Consider the following 17,630-nt stretch of genomic DNA (forward strand, 5'->3'; position numbering starts at 1 on the left):
CATTAAATACCTTGCTGGGCCCAGTCGAGGTGATTGGATTTGAAAAGATCGACACCGGTTTGTCGTATCGAGTCTATCCATGTGGTGGCATTTTGATCGCTTACCTTGTAGTGAGCAATGGCGATTTCTTTGATGATCCTGTGTTCGTTTTCAAGGGTTGTGGGCATAAGCCCTGCATCATCGGTATTGATACAGACCCTGACCGGTCCACGGCGTAAACCGAATCGGTTAGCGCTGTTACCGGCTTGCAAAGCCTCCGTTGTCGGTGGGCTCCAGCGGAATATGGGGTGCTCTTCATAGCTCTCCAATCGGCCGATATAGATGTTAGAAGTCGGGCAGGTCTCAAGTACCCACTGGTTTTGGCTGAACTTTTCCAGCATCAGATCCTGCAGTGCTTCATAAAATTCCAGGTCTTCATCCGTCAAGTAATCTTTGCGAGAATCAGCAAGGGTTGGCATATCGACCAGACCTTTGGTGACCGGCAATATCGAATGATATTGGATGTGAATCCAGTCCTCTTTTTTACCGGCGGGTGTTTCATTGAGATAATATCGCCAAATTTCTTGCTCTTGTGTACCGATCTGTTTGGTCAAATCAAGGTCCGTGAATTTCTGAAGCTTGGCCCAATCTGGTAACCAGAGCGGCTTTTCCAGCCCAAGTACATCATGTTCTTTATTCAGCATATCCGGGCAATTTCGTCTTAGCAGCCATGCTTGATGCAATTGGGTAGGGGAGTACTCCTTGTTATAAACTAGCAGGGAGTAGATCCGGATTTTTTCCTGAATGCGCAGCAAGGTTGCTTGAAATTTCGATACTTGATGGCCCAGCTCAAGGCCGCGCTGATAACTCCAGACCAGGTTATCCAGATACTCTCTGATGGGGAGATAGCAGCTATTTTGGCGTTTGGCCCACTCGTAGGGATTGATGCCAATCGCCAACCCATGGCCAATGCGATCGCCCGGGCGATATTCGCAGAAGGTGACAGCTTCATCGATGATTCTTATGCCGCTCAATATATGGCTAAAGTCTTCTCCCGCATGTAACGTTACGAAGGGTTGGCGTAATCGTTTTTCAATTGGGTAGTGCTGAGGAAAAAGCGCGCTGCGCAGTACTCTAATTGCTGGTGAAAACACCTCGATAGGAAGGTGGTTCTCGTTACCTGCCACATCAATTCCACGAAGCAGAGCTCGAAGATCGACCCTGGTACTGTCGGGAAATGGTGTTAAAGGGATACGTGCTGAATCCAAAGTAACAGAGTGAAAAAAACGCTGTAGATCACGGGTTTGTTGAAAAAGATCACCGCGTGATGATAAATATCTTCGATCTATGATTTTTTTAGGGTTGCCTCGGGTGAAATGTGCAACAAAATGAACCCGATTATGAGATTTATTATCCAAGAGTTGCTGAGCCCATATTGGCGCATTGTCAATAATTGCATCTGGCGATACTCTAAATTCACGGTAGTGATTGTCTGGTAGATCATGTAGTAGACCGTGTGTAGCATAGCTTGCTTTATTTGAAATCGGTTTTCTGTATGAAAAAGTGAAAAAGCTGACAAAATCCCCCAGTCCGACACCAGAGACCACCATATAGTTTCTTAATATGTTGGCACAGATAATAAAACTGGAGAGTAACCCATGTTGATTTAGTTTTTGTGGGGCAAGTAGCAGTGCAGTAATTAATAGCAGCCAACGCCCCGTACTGTTTTCATCCAGTGCAGCTTGCAGCAGGCGCTGTGAGAGGGAGTCTGCGATACCATAGCGGATAACGGGCGCTTGCTCTTTAGTAAGATAAAGATCCAGCTGATCCCAGCCTAACTGTGTTGGAGGCTTTTTAGCCTGCTCATCATTCCACAGACCTACAACAAGCTGCGCATAAATAGCATGAAATAGCACGGGTAGATGATTTTTATTTCTATAGCCACTATTAAAGAGCGGATGTTCCTGGCGGTTCGGCCATTCTTTATTATTAAGTTCTTTTCTGGACGGATATTTGTAATGCAGCGCGAAATCGGCTAGTGAAAGGCTATGGTGGCCGTGGCCACCAAGATGCACATGGTTATCTGCAATGGGTTTGTCATCAAAACGCTTGGGTAAGGCGTTGATACATTGGCTGCGAGAGAGCGCAATCATCTGCTCAGCAGAGAGGATACCGTGGTTTAGTAAATGGGCATAACCTGCACCTATCACCCAGGCAGAATCAATCTGCGTTAATAGTGATAGCCAGCTATCGAGCTCGCCATGCTTTACTTCAAACCGGTCGCCGCACCACTCGAGATAGTGATCGCTTAGCTTGCTGAGCAGTTGAGTCAGGTCCGCTTTTTGATTTGTCGACTCCAACCATTGTAACAGTGCTGGCTCTATATCCTCCTCGCGGATTTTTCCCGGCAGATAGGATTGAAAATCTTGGAGTGCAAGACGATATTTTGTGGGCCATTTAGCTGGGGATGTCACATTGTTTTCTGGATTTAAATAAGCATCCAACAACCTGTCAGACGCCAGAATACAAGAAGGTGATAAAGTGTTTAGTTGTAATTTCAACATCTACACGATCCCTGTAAACTTTTCTGTCAGCGAAATATAAAGTTTCTTTAAAGGATGTCTGTCCGATAAAAACTCAATTCTCTTTGATATAATCTTTAAACTGGAAAGTAAATCCATTGCTTTTTTAAGCACTATGGGGTCACTAAATGCATCAACTTCAAAAATATATTTAATTAGCTTGTTTGGTGTGTCATATTTAGTGTTTTTAAAAAAACTTGAGAATTTGTCGTTTATTTCTTTAGATATTTTTGTTCGTATGCGGCGAAGTCGCTTTTTATTTTTCTCATCATCCTCTTTTAATATTGGCGGTGCTATAAATATAGATGTATTCTGTAATGTTTTAAGATCATTCAGCTGTACAAAAATGGGGTGTTTAGATATTGCATCAATGAGTTTTGCTTCGGTTGAATCGCTGCTATAAATCCACCCTATATTTTCTCTATATGTATTTGAACTTTGTTTAAATCTAGTAGCATTTCTCAATGTTTCAACTTTAGTTTCGATCGCAATATTCGATGTAACTCTAATTCCATTTTCTTTAAGGAAAAAGCCGAAAGAGTTAAGTGTTATATATTTGAATCGCAGCGCCAGATCAATAAGTTCATCTTCGCGACTAGTCTTAATTGTTTTGAATGACTTTCTAAGATAACCGATCTGAGTAAAGGTTTTATTAAATACTGCGCTAAGAAGAGAGATGGCTTGAGATCTATTGGCGAAAGCTTGGTTTACGAGTTCAGCGTATTCATGATCCCATGCAACTATTTTTGAAATCAATGTTTTGTTCTCGTTATTAAAATTAGTATCTACAGATTCCTCATCAGGCTCATATGATACTTCTTCTTCGACCTGCTTGGTTGGATTTAAGTTATAAACAGAGTAAAATGGTGCTTGCTCTAAAATTTCCTTATATATGGGTTTGTTATCGGCTTCATCTTTTGAGGCATTTAAAATGGAAGTAAATAAGAGTTCAATTGCTCTGCTGAAGTATATTTTTAGTTGTTTGTTTCCCTGAGTTCCATAATATGAGTTGTATGTGTAAATTGCGAGTAGAAATGGGGATTCATTGTCGGCTTCAGCCTTGGTTACGCTCATCTTATCGAGATGGAGTTCAATGGGTGGCATGCTACGCAAGATATTTGAGCGTAACGAATGCTCAATCAACAGCTGATTTGCCTTGAGTACGCCATCGATATTTGTATAGTTTTTTATTGTATTTATTTGATCTTTGGTAAAGTTATACTTCGCCCATGGAATATTTAAGTTTGCCTGTTTATTTAAATTAAATACGGTTAACTGACTTGCCCTGCAAGCAGCTTTAAACTCTAGAGTTGAAAGGGCAAGTGTATAGCAGGCACCATGTTGGCAGGCGGAAGACCATGTTTTAAGGGCTTCAAGCAGATTCCTATATTTATCGGATTCTGTTGTCGATTGAAGATCATCTGGCCTCAGTAGTCGAACCATTTGCCCCAGTTCTCGGGAGGATTTCGGCCAAGGAAAATCACGGCCCTTTTCATCATCGTGTTTTGGGCCAAAGAAGAAGGAAAGCAACCTGTCTTGATAGGTATCATCAATGCTTTGACGGGCATATGGGATACCATAATTACCGTTCCATTTAATCTCTAACCTGGAGGTGATGGCATCAATCGATTGCAAGGTAATTCGATAATGATGGGGAAGTACCTTGGTCAGATATGCATTTGGTAGGTTATCAAGCAGCCTCTTTTCTGGGCTGTTATTATTTTTTTGCTCGGTATCTTCCGTGCTTTTTATTTCTTTAAGATCTTTATTGACAATGCTTTTGCCAAAATTAATTTTAACTAAATGTTCATAAAGATCAGGGTCACCACTGACCAAAGGAATGATAAATGGGCAGCACAGTCGGCGGCGGATCTCTTCCAGCACATCATAAGCTTTGCCCAAGGCCATATCTACGTCATCGATGGGAAGGACGAGGGCATCACAGCCGAGTAATGTAATAGCTTCTTTGACAAAATGATAGAAATTATCCTGAACTCTGATACCTGAGCTGTAATGCATCAGCTTATCAAGGCCGCCTAATTGTTGTTTATCAACATCCTCGATAGACTCGGCTAGTTTTCTTAAGCAGTCATAAAATTTCTGTGACTCTTTCTGCGGTTTTCCCTGAATTGTTTCGTGAACACAGTTATAGATGTTAGCGATGATAACGTTGCTGAAACTGTCATTATCTTGCAGTAAAGTAGGGTCTATTGGATCAAGAAACTTGATATTGGGTTTATTTGGTTCCTTGTTACTCTGTTCATCCCATAGAGTTTTCGAATTATATAAGAAAATACTCTTACCCGTTCCTCTGCCACCGCTTATCAGTATGGCGTCATGCACGTGACGCGTTGCACTTCCTTTTGGATGACAAGTGCACTCTTTAATTTTTTTCGCGGCATTACCCAGTGTAGTTAGATGCTTTATCAGTTGACTGGCTGCATCCTGTTGCCATAGATCTTTTGTTTGAAGATTAAATTCATCGAATTCAGATGTATCGAGATTGAGATATATATTTTCCATGAAAATCAATAAGATGATGGATTTGGTGGCGTCATTCTAGTCTGAATCTCATTTTGTAAAAGAGAAGATGTGAGGAAATTTGATCTTCATCAATGTTCAACTTGCTAATAGACCAGCTCCATCTTCCTTGAGGATCTTGTCTGCCTTCAAAAATTTTTCACCAACAAAAAGCCCCACCAATCTGATTGGCGGGGCTTTGCTATTTGGGGCATTCAGTATTGGAGATTACAGCGCGGGCAAGTAGCCGAGGCTGACACTCACCTGCACGCCCACGATCAGCACCCCCATGGCGCCGGCCAGACCCAGGGCCAGCACGCCGCCCGGGGCGCGGTAGTGGTGCGCCTCGGCCCGTTTGCGGCTCTGCCACACCAGGGTCACCGGCAGCAGCACCGCCAGCACCGCCAGCGCGATGGCGGCGTAGCCCAGCGCCATGATGAAGCCCTGCGGGAAGTAGAGGGCGAACAGCAGGGGCGGCACGAAGGTGATGAGGCCGGTCTGGCTGCGGCCCTGCCAGTTGTCCTTGCGGCGGGTCACTTTGGCCATGAAGTCAAACAGCCCCAGCGTTACCCCGAGGAAGGAGGTGGCGAGCGCCAGATCGGCGAACAAATGCATCGCCTGATTGAAGGCGGGCCAGCTGACCAGGTTGCCGACGCTGGCCAAGAGGCTGTCGAGCGCGCCGCCGGTCTGGATCAGGGTCTGTTGACCGAGCAGCCCCAGGATGGCCACCTGCCACAGCACGTAGAGGATGAGCGGCAGGGCCGAGCCCCACACGAACACCCGGCGCAGCCGCTTGGGGCAGTCGCCCAGGTAGAGCATGACGCTCGGGATGGAGCCGTGGAAGCCGAACGAGGTGAAGATCACCGGCAGGCCTGCCAGCAGCAAACCCTGGCCGAGCGGCATGGAGAGCAGGTGTTGCCCCTCGGCGCGCGGCAGCAGCAGCGCCAGCACCCCCACCATGATCACCAGTTTCACGGTGAACATCAGCCGGTTGAGGTAATCAACCTGTTTGGTGCCGACGCAGACCATGCCGCCAAACAGCAGGGTAAAGGCCCAGGCGGCCTGCTCCTGGCTGAGGGTCATGCCGGCATCGGCCAGTGCCTGGGCCAGCAGGCTGCTGCCGCCGCTGATGTAGGCGGAGGCCAGCGAATAGAACAGCATCAGGATGCAGAAGGAGGCGATGCGCTTGCCCCAGGGGCCGAGCAGGTGATCCGCCAGCTGGTGCAGGTACCACTTGCCGGTGTTGAGGCTGGCCTCTACCTGCAACATGGCGGTGAAGGCCATCAGGGCCCAGAGCCCGACCATCAGCAGCAGGGTGGCGGGTCCGCCGAGGGAGGAGGAGGCCAGCGGCAGGGCCAGCATGCCGGCGCCTATGGTGGTGCCGGCAATCAACAGGGTACAACCCAGGGTCTTGGTGTTCATGGTGTCCATCCAGATCGAGAAACTGCGTATTCAAAAAAGAGTGCCAGTGGCTGTGCTGGCAAGGCGCCTCCGGGGTCGGGACCGGAGGCTAGCGATATCGGAGTGGACGCATCGTTACGAAAAACCCGTAGATTGTAAAAGATGGTTGCCACGTTAACGGATCAAAATAGTGGAAACAAGCCTGTAAAGGCGGATTTTGTACTGGAAGGTGGCAACAGGTGGAAATAAAAGATGACAGGAAGGGGTGTTGACTGGTGGAAAAACGCGCCGGCGTGGAGAGTGCCGGCGCGTGAAGGGAGATGTCAGCGGCGACGCTTGAGGGTCCGGCTCACGTAGTGCAGCCCGCACAGATATTCGCCGTTGATCGCCTTGAGGGCGAGCTCCAGTGCCTGGCTGGCCAGGGCATCGTGCTGCTGGGGCAGGGAGTTGATGCCAAAGGGGAGGAAGTCGAGCAGGCGATCGTCTCCGAAGGTGGCCATGGCGAGCCGGCTCATGTCGGTCTCCTGCTCCAGCAGGTAGTCCAGCACCCCTTCCATCAATATGTAGGAGGTGGCGACCAGTGCCTCGGGCAACTGGCCGAGTCGCTGGTGCAACTCCTTGATCAGGCGATAGCCCTCGGCGCGGGAGAAGTGGGCACCCTCGCACAGATGGCGCGTGGCGCTGTGGCTGGCGACGGCCTGCTCGAAGCCCGCTTTTCGCTCCTGGCTGATCGTGAGTGCCGGCAGCGCAGTGATCAAGGCGATGTGCTTGAGCGCCGGGGTGAGCAGGGAGGCGGTGAGATCAAAGCTCGCCTTCTGGTTTTCACTGGCGACGGTCACGAACTTGTCGGCGGCCATGGCCCGGTCGATGGCCAGCACATGGATGCCGCGAGCCTGCTGGCGGGGATAGAAGGGATCGTCCGGTGGCAGGCAGCTGGCCACCAGCAGGGCATCCACATGACGGCTGGCCAGCATCTCGGCCAGCTCCTTCTCGGTGGCCGGTTCATCTTCCGAGCAGACGATCAGCAGCTGATAGCCCTGGGCCCGGGCGCCTTGTTCGAGGCGCTTGGCGAGCTTGGCATAACTGGCGTTCTCAAGGTCGGGCAGGATGAAGCCGAGGGTCCTGGTCTGGCCGCCGCGCAGGGAGGCGGCGCGGCTGTCCGGCTGGTAGTTGTGGGCCGTGACCACGGCCATCACCTTGTCACGGGTTGCCTGACTGATGCGGTACTGATCGGCCTTGCCATTGATCACATAGCTGGCCGTGGTGCGCGAGACACCGGCGAGGGCGGCGATTTCATCCAGTTTCATCATATTGGCTCTGTTTGAGTTGCAAGGCCCACGGTCACTGCCAGGTGAGGGCACCGAAAAGTGTGCGCGGGATCATATCATTGAAAAGCACTCTTTGTGGGTACTTGATCAATTGGCTGAAACGATTCAGTCTGAGTGTAAGTGAAACGATTCAGCTTGTCAGCAGACAATCGATGACCGGGGATGAAAACCCCGGCGGCTCCCGAAGGGATGCAATCCGGTCTATTGTCAGCAGGCGAATGATCCACATTTTTTAATGGTGTTGATCCGGCGAGCCGCACGGCCAGCCCGGAACCTGATGGAGAATCTCTATGTTGAAGTTGGCGCAGCAGCAGATCTTGCTGGGGCAATCGGTGGCGACCAAGGCGGATGCCATCGCCCTGCTGGCAGGCAAACTGACCGAAGCCGGTCTGGTGGAAGCAGGTTATGTGGACGGCATGATGGCGCGGGAAGCGCAGCACGCCACCTACCTCGGCAGCGGCATCGCCATTCCCCACGGCACCACGGACACCCGTCATCTGGTGAAAAGCACCGGTGTCATGGTGGCCCAATTCCCTCAGGGCATCGAGTGGGACCAGGGGCAGATTGCCTATGTGGCCATCGGCATCGCCGCCAAATCCGACGAGCATCTGGGCATCTTGCGCCAGCTCACCCACGTGCTGGGCGACGAGCAGGCGGCCGAGGCCCTTAAAAATGCCACCGATGCCGACACCATCATCAATATCCTGACCGGGGCAACGGCTCCGAAAGAGGTGCAGTTCCTGACCTTGGCCGACTTCCCGGCCGATGATCGCGACCAGCTGCTGCTGGGCGCCGCCGCCCGCGCCAAATCCGCCGGTTGGGGGGAGGCCGCCATGGTCACTTCCCTGCTGGCAAGCGAGCCCGCCTATCTGGGCGATGGCGTCTGGCTGGCCCGTACACCCGCGGCCCAGACCGGCTGGGTCGTGGCGACCCCGAGTGCGCAGTTGCAGGCAGGGGCGCTGCCGGTCAGCGCCTTGCTGCTGCTGTGCGCCGCCGATGCGAGTCATCTGCCGCAGCTGGAGAATCTGGCCAAACTGGCCGCCGCAGGCCAGCTTGCCACCCTGACTGGCAGCGAAGGGCTGGCCATGCTGCAGGCGGGGCCGGCGAGCGGTCTTTCCGAGACCTTCACCATCATCAACCCCCATGGCCTGCACGCCCGTCCGGGCGCCATGCTGGTCAAGGTGGCCAAGGAGTTCGAATCCGACATCCGGGTGGCGAATCTGGATGGCAGCGGTGAAGCCGTCTCCGCCAAGAGTCTGATGAAGGTGATTGGCCTGGGCGTCAAGTGTGGCCACCGGCTGGCGTTTCGCGCCGAAGGGGCGGATGCCGAAGCGGCCCTCAAGGGCATAGGCGCGGCCATCGCTGCCGGGCTGGGCGAGGGGGCGCACTGATGGACATAGTGACCATCACCCTCAACCCAGCGCTGGATCTCACCGCCCGCCTCGAGGCCATGAGCCTGGGCGAGGTGAATCTGGTGAGCGACGCCAATTTGCGCGCCGCGGGCAAGGGGATCAACGTCGCCATGGTGCTCAAAGACTTGGGCCGTGACGTCGGGCTGACCGGCTGGCTCGGCGCGGACAACCAGCAGAGCTTCGTCGCCCTGTTTGCCGAGCGGGCCCTGGCCGATCACTTCGTGCGCGTGGCGGGCAGCACCCGCATCAACGTCAAGATCTCCGAGCAATCGGGTCGGGTTACGGATCTCAACCTGCCTGGGCTCACCATCCATGAGGGTGAAGTGGCGGCCCTTGAGGCGGCCATCGACGAGCTGGCGCCGCAGGCCGACTGGTTTGTACTGGCCGGCAGCCTGCCCAAGGGGGTTGCCCCCGATTACTGTGCCCGCCTCATTCGCCTGCTCAAGGCCAAGGGCAAGCAGGTGATCTTCGATTGCAGTGGCCTGGCCCTGAGCGAGGGCATCAAGGCCGCGCCGACCCTGATCAAACCCAATCTGGAAGAGCTCAGCCAGTGGGTCGGTCGCCCCATCAAGACCCTGAGCGAGCAGGCCGAGTGTGCCCGCGCGTTGCAGGCCCAGGGGATAGCCCATGTGGTGATCTCCAACGGCGCCGACGGCCTGGTCTGGTTTGGTCCGGATGCCGTCTGGCAGGCCATACCGCCGCGCATGCAGGTCGTCAGCACAGTCGGTGCCGGCGACTCCCTGGTGGCGGGACTGGCCCACGGCCTCAGCCTCGGCTGGGCGCCGGAGCAGACCCTGCGTCTGGCCACCGCCGTCTCGGCGCTGGCGGTCAGTCAGATCGCGGTCGGTTTTAGTGATATCGATGTGCTGACACCCTTACTCGAGCAGGTGCGTGTGCAACGTCTGGATGAACTTGCCCCGACCCGACTCAATACCCCCTCAATGGAAAACTCAGGAGATGCCCAATGAAAGCAATTCTGGTTACGGCTTGCCCTGCGGGCATTGCCACCAGCTTTCTCGCTGCAAAACGGATAGAACAGCAGGCCAAACTGGCGGGCTGGGAGCTCACCCTCGATGTCGGCTCCAGCGTGCAACCTCGTCAGGTGCCGAGCAAGGAGCAGATTGCTGCCGCCGACCTGGTGCTGGTGGTAGCAAGCGCCCCGGTGGATCTCGCCGCTTATGACGGCAAGCGGGTCTATCAGGGGAGCATGGATCTGGCGCTGCAGGATCCGACCGCCGTGCTTGACGCCGCCACCAGCGGTGCCAGCGTCTATCGCCATCAGGCGGCGCCGGTCGTCGCCGCCAAACCGGCGGGTGCCAAGCGCATCGTTGCCGTCACCGCCTGTCCGACCGGGGTGGCACACACCTTCATGTCGGCGGAAGCACTGGAGACCATGGCCAAGCAGCTGGGCCACCAGATCCGCGTCGAGACCCAAGGCTCGGTCGGTGCCCAGAATGCCCTGACTGCGGATGAGATTGCCGCCGCCGATCTGGTGTTCCTCGCCACCGACATCGAAGTGGACATGGCCCGCTTCGATGGCAAGCCCGTCTATCGCACCAGCACGGGCGCTGCGCTCAAGAAGACCCGTGCCGAGCTCGACAAGGCATGGAACGAGGCGAAAACCTATCGTCACAGCGGCGCCAGCCAGCCCAAGAAAGAGGAGAAGGCCGGCCCTTACAAGCATCTGCTGACCGGTGTCTCCTTCATGCTGCCCATGGTGGTGGCCGGTGGCCTCATCATCGCCATCTCCTTCATCTTCGGGATCGAGGCGTTCAAGGTTGAGGGAACTCTCGCCGCCGCCCTGATGAAGATCGGCGGTGGCTCGGCCTTCGCCCTGATGATCCCGGTACTGGCCGGTTACATTGCCTACTCCATCGCCGACCGTCCTGGTCTGGCGCCCGGCATGATAGGCGGTATGCTGGCAAGCTCCCTCGGTGCCGGCTTCCTCGGCGGTATCGTCGCCGGTTTCCTGGCCGGTTACAGTGCCAAGTACCTGAGTGACAAGGTGCGCCTGCCGGTGACCCTGGAAGCGCTCAAGCCCATCCTCATCATTCCGCTGGTTGCCAGCCTGTTTACCGGTCTGGTGATGATCTACGTGGTGGGCGGTCCGGTGGCCGGCATCATGAGTGCCATGACCACCTTCCTCAACAACATGGGCTCTGCCAACGCCGTGCTGCTGGGTGTCATCATAGGTGCCATGATGTGCTTCGACATGGGTGGCCCGGTCAACAAGGCCGCTTACGCCTTCGGGGTGGGCCTGCTGGCCTCCAAAACTTACGCTCCCATGGCTGCCGTGATGGCCGCCGGCATGGTGCCGGCGCTGGGGATGGGGATCGCCACCTTCCTGGCCCGCGCCAAGTTCATCAAGGCGGAGCAGGAAGCGGGCAAGGCCTCCTTCGTACTGGGTCTGTGCTTCATCTCCGAGGGGGCGATTCCGTTTGCCGCCAAGGATCCGATGCGCGTCATCCCGGCCTGCATGGCGGGGGGCGCCCTGACGGGGGCTCTCTCCATGCTGTTCGGCTGCGAGCTGGTTGCCCCTCACGGTGGTCTGTTCGTGCTCTTCATCCCGAACGCCATCAGCCATGTGTTCATGTACATACTGGCCATAGCGGCAGGCTCCCTGGTGACCGGGGTTGGCTACGCCATGCTCAAGCGCGGCGAAGCGCAGGCCAAGCTGGCGACGGCGTGACAAGCTCACAACCATGAGTGACAAGGCGGCCTGCGGGCCGCTTTTTTTATGGCTGATGAGAAAGGGATAAAAGAGGGAGGTGACAGGGGGATTCAAAAATCCCAGCCGGCCTGCGCTTGCTCACTGGCCTGGAGGGCTTCTTGCGCCTTGCGACGGGCGGCGTCGACCCGGGCCTTGCGGTTGCGGCACAGGCGCATCACCTCCTGCTGCTCGGCGGGGGTCATGGTGAGCCAGTTGAAGCGCTCATCCCTATTGCGCAGGCAGCCCTTGCAGTAGCCCTTGTTGTTCACTTCGCATACCCCTATGCAGGGGCTCTGCAGCGGGAAGATCTCGAGCTGTTCCATCCATGGCCTCTCACACCTTGTTACCTTGTTATAACCCAGAAGATCCCCTTTGGAGAAATCCACTGCCAAGGGGCTGATGGCGTTTGCTTTCCCCCTGCAAATTTGGCATCTTCCCCGCCAAGCATGAGGCTTGGTGTTATATGAGGACATATGAATAAACACGCGTACTGGCTGACCGCCGCAGTGCTGGGGCTGGCCGGTTGTGCGGGCAACTCTGATCAAGCACAGGTGCCCAAGAAGAAACCCGAGGCCAGATGTTTTCTCAACTGCGAGGTGCCGGAGAATCTGGGCAAGCAGTATCTGGACGGCCCCCTGCCGGATGATCTGGTGCGGGTAGAACGCGTCAACAGTCGCCAGCGCGCCGACTACAGCAAGTTCGGCCCCCAGAGCCGGCTGGTGCTGGAGCGATCCGGCAAGATGACCCGCCGCTATGGCGAGCTCTATCGCCAGCTCTCCCGCTGGGTCGCCAATGGCGGCAACCCGGCCCAGATCACCCGGTACGGCATCAGCCTGGCCCAGCTGGGCGGTGCCGATCGCATGGGCAACGTGCTGTTTACCGGTTACTACTCGCCGGTACTGGAGGTGCGTCATCGCCCGGATGCCAAGTACAAGTACCCCATCTATGCCATGCCCAAGTGCGGTGGCCGCTGCCCGAGCCGGGCCGAGATCCACCAGGGGGCGCTGGCCAACCGGGGGCTGGAGCTGGGTTACAGCAAATCCCTCATCGACAACTTCCTGATGGACGTACAGGGCTCGGGCTTTGTCCACTACGGCGATGACGATCGGTTGCAATACCTGGGTTACAGCGGCAAGAACGGTCACGGCTACGTGAGTATCGGCCGTGTGCTGATCGATCGCGGCGAAGTGCCCAAGGAGCAGATGTCCATGAAGGCCATCAAGGATTGGGCCAACAGCAAACCGGAGGAGAGCGTCAAGGAGCTGGTGGAGCAGAACCCTTCCTATGTCTTCTTCGAGCGTCGCCCCACCAATGACGTGATCGGCGCCGCCGGCATTCCGTTGTTGCCGCTGGCGGCCGTGGCGGCCGACAAGACACTGCTGCCGATGGGCACCCCCATCCTTGCGGAAGTGCCCCTGCTCGACAAGGCGGGCAACTGGACCGGCAAACACCAGCTGCGGCTCTTGATCGCGCTGGATGTGGGTGGCGCCGTGAAGAAGGGGCACCTGGATCTCTACCACGGCATGGGTGAGAAGGCTGGCGTGGCCGCCGGTCACTACAAGCACTTTGGCCGGGTCTGGAAGCTGGGCCTGCACCAGGGGCCGACCGCAGCGCCCTGGCTTTGAAGTCAATCAAGGGGTTCTGACGGGTCAGGGCCCCAAGCCAGAGACGAGCGATAAAAAGACGAGCGATAAAAAAGCCGCCGGAGCAATCCGGCGGCTTTTTATTTGGCGAAGTGTGTGGCAGCTTGCTGCGTCAGCCTTTCTTGATGTCCAGCCGGATCGCACCGACCGGTTTGCAGCAGCAGGGCAGGCACTCGCCTGGGGAGACGAATGCCAGCGGCACATTGGGGTAGTGCACCTTGCCCGCCAGCAAGGGCGTGCGGCAGGCGCCGCAATAGCCGCTGCGGCACTGGAACTCCAGATGATGGCCGTGGCGCTCCAGGGTCTCCAACAGGCTCTCGCCGGGATGGGCGAGCAGGGCGCCGTCGCGGGTATGCACCAGCGGCGCCTGTGGGGCCTCCTGCCGTGTTGCAGGCTGCGGGGCAGGGGCCAGCGTCTTGGTCCCATCACTCACGGTGCAATACCGCCGCACGGGCACATCGCCTCATCACAGCTCGAAATCACCCAAGTCATCGGCGTGCACTTCACTGTCGATCTGGCCGACCAGGTAGGAGCTGACTTCCACTTCCTGGGGGGCGACCTGCACGTTGTCGGACGACAACCAAGTATTGATCCAGGGAATGGGGTTTTGCTTGGCGCCGGCAAAGGCTGGCTGCAGACCGACCGCGTTCATGCGCAGGTTGGTGATGTACTCCACGTACTGGCAGAGGATGTCCTTGTTCAGGCCTATCATGGAGCCGTCCTGGAACAGGTACTCGGCCCACTCCTTCTCCTGAATGGCAGCTTCCTTGAAGATCTCGAAGCAGGCCTGCTCGCACTCGGCGGCAATCTCGGCCATCTCGGGATCGTCCTGGCCGGTGCGCATCAGGTTCAGCATATGCTGGGTGCCGGTCAGGTGCAGCGCTTCGTCGCGGGCGATCATCTTGATGATCTTGGCGTTGCCTTCCATCAGCTCGCGTTCGGCGAAAGCAAAGGAGCAGGCGAAGCTGACGTAGAAGCGGATCGCCTCCAGCGCATTGACGCTCATCAGGCACAGGTAGAGCTTCTTCTTCAGCTCGCGCAGTGTGATGGTGCGCATCTGTCCGGCGACGCTGTGGGTCCCTTCACCGTGCAGGTTGTAGAGCGCGGTCGCTTCAATCAGATCGTCGTAGAAGCAGCTGATGGAACCGGCGCGCTTCAAGATCTGCTCGTTGGTCACGATATCGTCGAACACCTGGGCCGGGGTGTTGACGATATTGCGAATGATGTGGGTGTAGGAGCGAGAGTGGATGGTCTCCGAGAAGGCCCAGGTCTCGATCCAGGTTTCCAGCTCCGGAATGGAGACCAGCGGCAGCAGCGCCACGTTCGGGCTGCGACCCTGGATGGAATCCAGCAGGGTCTGGTACTTCAGGTTGGAGATGAAGATGTGCTGCTCGTGGGGCGGCAGCGCCTGATAGTCGATGCGGTCGTGGGAGACATCCACCTCTTCCGGGCGCCAGAAGAAGGAGAGCTGTTTCTCGATCAGCCGTTCAAAGACTTCGTGTTTTTGTTGATCATAACGGGCCACATTGACCGATTGGCCAAAAAACATCGGCTCTTTGAGCTGGTCGTTTTGGGTTTGGCAGAAAGTTGAATAGGCCATGGTTACCAGAATGTATTGAATGGATAAAACAGGAGAGCGGGAGCTTGTCGCTCCCGCCCGGTTAATCAGATCTTGCAGGCGCCACCGGCACAACCGTCATCCAGCATATCGGCTTGTGCGTCATCCGCACCATCACGGGTGTTGTGATAGTAGAGGGTCTTGAGGCCGTATTTGTAAGCGGTCAGCAGATCCTTGAGCAACTGCTTCATCGGTACCTTGTTGCCTTCGAAACGGGCGGGGTCGTAGTTGGTGTTGGCGGAGATCGCCTGATCCACAAACTTCTGCATGATACCGACCAGCTGCAGATAGCCATCGACGCTCGGTTGCTTCCAGAGCAGTTCGTATTGATCTTTCAGGCGATGATACTCGGGCACCACCTGTTTGAGAATGCCGTCCTTGGAGGCCTTGACCGACACCAGGCCGCGCGGCGGCTCTATGCCGTTGGTGGCGTTGGAGATCTGGCTGGAAGTCTCGCTCGGCATCAGGGCGGTCAGGGTGGAGTTGCGCAGACCCACAGTCTTTATCTCTTCACGCAAGGTTTCCCAGTCCAGGTGCAGCGGCTCGTTGCACAGGTTGTCGAGATCCTTTTTATAGGTATCGATGGGCAGAATGCCCTGGGCATAGGTGGTCTCGTTGAAGGCCGGGCAGGGGCCGAACTCGCGGGCCAGCTGCACGGAGGCCTTCAGCAGGTAGAACTGGATCGCCTCGAAGGTGCGGTGGGTCAGCGCCAGACCGGAACCGTCGGAGTAACGGGCGCCGTTCTTGGCCAGGTAGTAGGCGTAGTTGATGACGCCTATCCCCAGGGTGCGACGGTTCATGCTGCCTTTCTGGGCGGCCTTGAGCGGGTAGTCCTGATAGTCGAGCAGGGCATCCAGAGCGCGCACGGCGAGATCCGCCATCTCTTCCAGATCTTCCAGCTTCTCGATGGCACCCAGGTTGAAGGCAGACAGGGTGCACAGGGCAATCTCGCCCTCTTCGTCATCCACGTTGTTGAGCGGCTTGGTCGGCAGCGCGATTTCGAGGCAGAGGTTGGACTGGCGTACCGGCGCCACGCTCGGATCGAACGGGCTGTGGGTGTTGCAGTGATCCACGTTCTGGATGTAGATGCGACCGGTGCCGGCGCGCTCCTGCATCATCAGGGAGAAGAGATCGACTGCCTTGAGGGTCTTCTTGCGAATGGCCGGATCCTGCTCGTACTTGACGTAGAGCTGCTCGAACTTGTCCTGATCCGCGAAGAAGGCGTCGTACAGGCCGGGGGCATCGGACGGGGAGAACAGGGTGATGTCGCCGCCCTTGATCAGGCGCTGGTACATCAGCTTGTTGATCTGCACGCCGTAGTCCATGTGACGAACCCGGTTCTCTTCCACGCCGCGGTTGTTTTTCAGGACCAGCAGGCTCTCCACTTCTGTGTGCCACAGCGGGTAGAACAGGGTGGCCGCACCGCCGCGCACGCCGCCCTGGGAGCAGCACTTGACCGCGGTCTGGAAGTACTTGTAGAAGGGGATGCAGCCGGTGTGGAAGGCTTCACCGCCACGGATGGGGCTGCCCAGACCACGGATGCGCCCGGCGTTGATGCCGATGCCGGCGCGCTGGGAGACGTAGCGCACGATGGCGCTGGCGGTGGCATTGATGGAATCCAGGCTGTCATCGCACTCGATCAGCACGCAGGAGCTGAACTGGCGAGTCGGGGTGCGCACGCCACTCATGATGGGCGTCGGCAGGGAGATCTTGAAGGTCGAGACCGCATCGTAGAAACGCTTGATGTAGTCCAGACGGGTATCTTTCGGATACTTGGAGAAGAGGCAGGCCGCCACAAGGATATAGAGGAACTGCGGGCTCTCGTAGATCTCGCCGGTGACGCGGTTCTGCACCAGGTACTTGCCTTCCAGCTGCTTGACTGCGGCGTAGGAGAAGTCCATGTCACGCCAGTGATCCAGGTGCTCGTTGAGTTCCTCGAATTCGGCCTGGGTGTAGTCGGTCAGTAGGTGCTTGTCGTACTTGCCCATGTCTACCAGACGGGCGACGTGCTGGTAGAGGTGGGGCGGCTCGAACTGGCCGTAGGCCTTCTTGCGCAGGTGGAAGATGGCCAGACGGGCGGCCATGTACTGGTAATCCGGGCTTTGCTCGGAGATCAGGTCAGCAGCGGCCTTGATGACGGTTTCGTGGATATCGGCGGTACGGATGCCGTCATAGAACTGGATGTGGGACTTGAGTTCCACCTGGGAGACAGACACGTTGTCGAGTCCCTCGGCGGCCCAATCCAGCACGCGGTGAATTTTATCCAGATCGATGGGTTCTTTGTGGCCGTTACGCTTCGTCACAAACAAGTTCATTGGCTGATGACCTTTAGTTGATTCCCGAAAAACCATCGCACGGCCTTGACCTCCTGGCCGTGATCGGCTGCGGGAGGTGGGGGCGTATTGTGCGATGAATCACAAGATATAGTGTTATTTTA

At 56.1% G+C, this 17,630-nt stretch carries 12 protein-coding genes; 4 read left to right on the forward strand and 8 right to left on the reverse strand.

All coding sequences use genetic code 11. From position 1 onward, the window contains the following. Window positions 1-2: 2 nt before the first annotated feature. The 4 genes from rdrB to cra form a co-directional block, all read right to left on the reverse strand. Entirely contained in the window at window positions 3-2,543 is a 2,541-nt protein-coding gene (gene rdrB, locus AACW87_RS04575) for an antiviral RADAR system adenosine deaminase RdrB (RefSeq protein ID WP_241326682.1), read from the reverse strand. After that, the gene (locus AACW87_RS04580) at window positions 2,544-5,084 is read right to left on the reverse strand and encodes a hypothetical protein (protein WP_241326683.1); all 2,541 of its coding nucleotides are present in this window, start codon (window positions 5,082-5,084) and stop codon (window positions 2,544-2,546) included. 225 nt (window positions 5,085-5,309) lie between these two features. After that, a complete protein-coding gene (locus AACW87_RS04585; protein ID WP_098984003.1) occupies window positions 5,310-6,503 on the reverse strand; it encodes an aromatic amino acid transport family protein in 1,194 nt (397 codons plus the stop codon). 302 nt (window positions 6,504-6,805) lie between these two features. Then, the gene (cra, locus tag AACW87_RS04590) at window positions 6,806-7,792 is read right to left on the reverse strand and encodes a catabolite repressor/activator (RefSeq protein ID WP_172955341.1); all 987 of its coding nucleotides are present in this window, start codon (window positions 7,790-7,792) and stop codon (window positions 6,806-6,808) included. A gap of 308 nt (window positions 7,793-8,100) precedes the next feature. Between cra and fruB the strand changes: the two genes are divergently transcribed. From fruB to fruA, 3 genes are read left to right on the forward strand one after another with little or no spacing between them, the layout of a single operon-like run. Then, window positions 8,101-9,201 carry a fused PTS fructose transporter subunit IIA/HPr protein gene (fruB, locus tag AACW87_RS04595; RefSeq protein WP_241326684.1) on the forward strand — a complete coding sequence of 367 codons (1,101 nt, stop codon included), beginning with the start codon at window positions 8,101-8,103 and terminating at the stop codon, window positions 9,199-9,201. After that, window positions 9,201-10,190: a 1-phosphofructokinase gene (pfkB, locus tag AACW87_RS04600; RefSeq protein WP_241326685.1), complete on the forward strand. Its 990-nt coding sequence runs from the start codon at window positions 9,201-9,203 to the stop codon at window positions 10,188-10,190. Before fruB ends, pfkB begins: the two co-directional genes overlap by 1 nt. After that, window positions 10,187-11,911 carry a PTS fructose transporter subunit IIBC gene (gene fruA, locus AACW87_RS04605; RefSeq protein WP_241326686.1) on the forward strand — a complete coding sequence of 575 codons (1,725 nt, stop codon included), beginning with the start codon at window positions 10,187-10,189 and terminating at the stop codon, window positions 11,909-11,911. The genes pfkB and fruA overlap by 4 nt, the downstream gene beginning before the upstream one ends. A 92-nt stretch (window positions 11,912-12,003) precedes the next feature. On the opposite strand, the gene AACW87_RS04610 is transcribed toward fruA, so the two are convergent. Further along, on the reverse strand, window positions 12,004-12,255 hold the full coding sequence (locus AACW87_RS04610) for a DUF1289 domain-containing protein (RefSeq protein ID WP_241326687.1): 252 nt from the start codon (window positions 12,253-12,255) through the stop codon (window positions 12,004-12,006). A 150-nt stretch (window positions 12,256-12,405) separates the two neighbouring features. Between AACW87_RS04610 and mltA the strand changes: the two genes are divergently transcribed. Next, window positions 12,406-13,557, forward strand: a complete 1,152-nt coding sequence (gene mltA / locus AACW87_RS04615) for a murein transglycosylase A (RefSeq protein WP_098984008.1) — start codon at window positions 12,406-12,408, stop codon at window positions 13,555-13,557. Window positions 13,558-13,687: 130 nt separating this feature from the next. Here mltA and yfaE read toward each other — a convergent pair whose 3' ends face one another. The 3 genes from yfaE to nrdA form a co-directional block, all read right to left on the reverse strand. After that, window positions 13,688-14,008, reverse strand: a complete 321-nt coding sequence (yfaE, locus tag AACW87_RS04620) for a class I ribonucleotide reductase maintenance protein YfaE (RefSeq protein WP_241326688.1) — start codon at window positions 14,006-14,008, stop codon at window positions 13,688-13,690. A gap of 33 nt (window positions 14,009-14,041) precedes the next feature. Then, on the reverse strand, window positions 14,042-15,175 hold the full coding sequence (gene nrdB, locus AACW87_RS04625) for a class Ia ribonucleoside-diphosphate reductase subunit beta (RefSeq protein ID WP_043135401.1): 1,134 nt from the start codon (window positions 15,173-15,175) through the stop codon (window positions 14,042-14,044). Between the two features lie 65 nt (window positions 15,176-15,240). Further along, window positions 15,241-17,508 (reverse strand): class 1a ribonucleoside-diphosphate reductase subunit alpha, encoded by a 2,268-nt coding sequence (gene nrdA, locus AACW87_RS04630; protein ID WP_172955343.1) that lies wholly within the window; start codon window positions 17,506-17,508, stop codon window positions 15,241-15,243. Window positions 17,509-17,630: the final 122 nt, after the last annotated feature.

It is taken from the genome of Aeromonas sp. MR7 (assembly GCF_963899385.1).
Taxonomy (GTDB): Bacteria; Pseudomonadota; Gammaproteobacteria; order Enterobacterales; family Aeromonadaceae; genus Aeromonas; species Aeromonas bestiarum.

Excerpts from the sequence above, each read along its gene's own strand:
- rdrB (WP_241326682.1), bottom strand. The coding sequence starts at position 2,543 with ATGTTGAAATTACAACTAAACACTTTATCACCTTCTTGTATTCTGGCG.
- AACW87_RS04580 (WP_241326683.1), bottom strand. The coding sequence starts at position 5,084 with ATGGAAAATATATATCTCAATCTCGATACATCTGAATTCGATGAATTT.
- AACW87_RS04585 (WP_098984003.1), bottom strand. The coding sequence starts at position 6,503 with ATGAACACCAAGACCCTGGGTTGTACCCTGTTGATTGCCGGCACCACC.
- cra (WP_172955341.1), bottom strand. The coding sequence starts at position 7,792 with ATGATGAAACTGGATGAAATCGCCGCCCTCGCCGGTGTCTCGCGCACC.
- fruB (WP_241326684.1), top strand. The coding sequence starts at position 8,101 with ATGTTGAAGTTGGCGCAGCAGCAGATCTTGCTGGGGCAATCGGTGGCG.
- pfkB (WP_241326685.1), top strand. The coding sequence starts at position 9,201 with ATGGACATAGTGACCATCACCCTCAACCCAGCGCTGGATCTCACCGCC.
- fruA (WP_241326686.1), top strand. The coding sequence starts at position 10,187 with ATGAAAGCAATTCTGGTTACGGCTTGCCCTGCGGGCATTGCCACCAGC.
- AACW87_RS04610 (WP_241326687.1), bottom strand. The coding sequence starts at position 12,255 with ATGGAACAGCTCGAGATCTTCCCGCTGCAGAGCCCCTGCATAGGGGTA.
- mltA (WP_098984008.1), top strand. The coding sequence starts at position 12,406 with ATGAATAAACACGCGTACTGGCTGACCGCCGCAGTGCTGGGGCTGGCC.
- nrdB (WP_043135401.1), bottom strand. The coding sequence starts at position 15,175 with ATGGCCTATTCAACTTTCTGCCAAACCCAAAACGACCAGCTCAAAGAG.
- nrdA (WP_172955343.1), bottom strand. The coding sequence starts at position 17,508 with ATGAACTTGTTTGTGACGAAGCGTAACGGCCACAAAGAACCCATCGAT.